Raw genomic sequence first — 506 nt, forward strand, 5'->3', positions numbered from 1 at the left:
TGGTCATCCTGGGCAAGCAGGCGATCGACGACGACTGCAACCAGACCGGCCAGATGCTCGCCGCCTTGCTGGGCTGGCCGCAGGGCACCTTCGCCTCCAAGGTCGTGCCCGGCGAGGGCTCGGTCACCGTGACCCGCGAGATCGACGGCGGCCTGGAGACGGTGCAGCTGACGCTGCCGGCGGTCGTCACCGCCGACCTGCGCCTCAACGAGCCGCGCTACGCCTCGCTGCCCAACATCATGAAGGCCAAGAAGAAGCCGATCGAGACGCTGGCGCCCGACGCGCTGGGCGTCGACGTGGCGCCGCGCCTGACCACGCTCAAGGTCGCCGAGCCGGCCAAGCGCAAGGCCGGCGTCAAGGTCGCCGACGTGGCCGCCCTGGTCGACAAGCTGAAGAACGAAGCGCGGGTGATTTGACATGTCCATTCTCGTCATCGCCGAACACGACAACGCCGCGCTGAAGCCGGCCACGCTGAACGCGGTCAGCGCCGCCGCCAAGATCGGCGG

At 69.4% G+C, this 506-nt stretch carries 1 protein-coding gene; it reads left to right on the forward strand.

All coding sequences use genetic code 11. The features are described 5' to 3' along the window. A partial coding sequence (locus tag DS837_RS31915; protein ID WP_149168405.1) for an electron transfer flavoprotein subunit beta/FixA family protein occupies positions 1–416 on the forward strand: 416 nt, incomplete at its 5' end. Positions 417–506: the final 90 nt, after the last annotated feature.

The organism is Azospirillum brasilense, from assembly GCF_008365405.1.
GTDB classification, from domain to species: domain Bacteria; phylum Pseudomonadota; class Alphaproteobacteria; order Azospirillales; family Azospirillaceae; genus Azospirillum; species Azospirillum brasilense_D.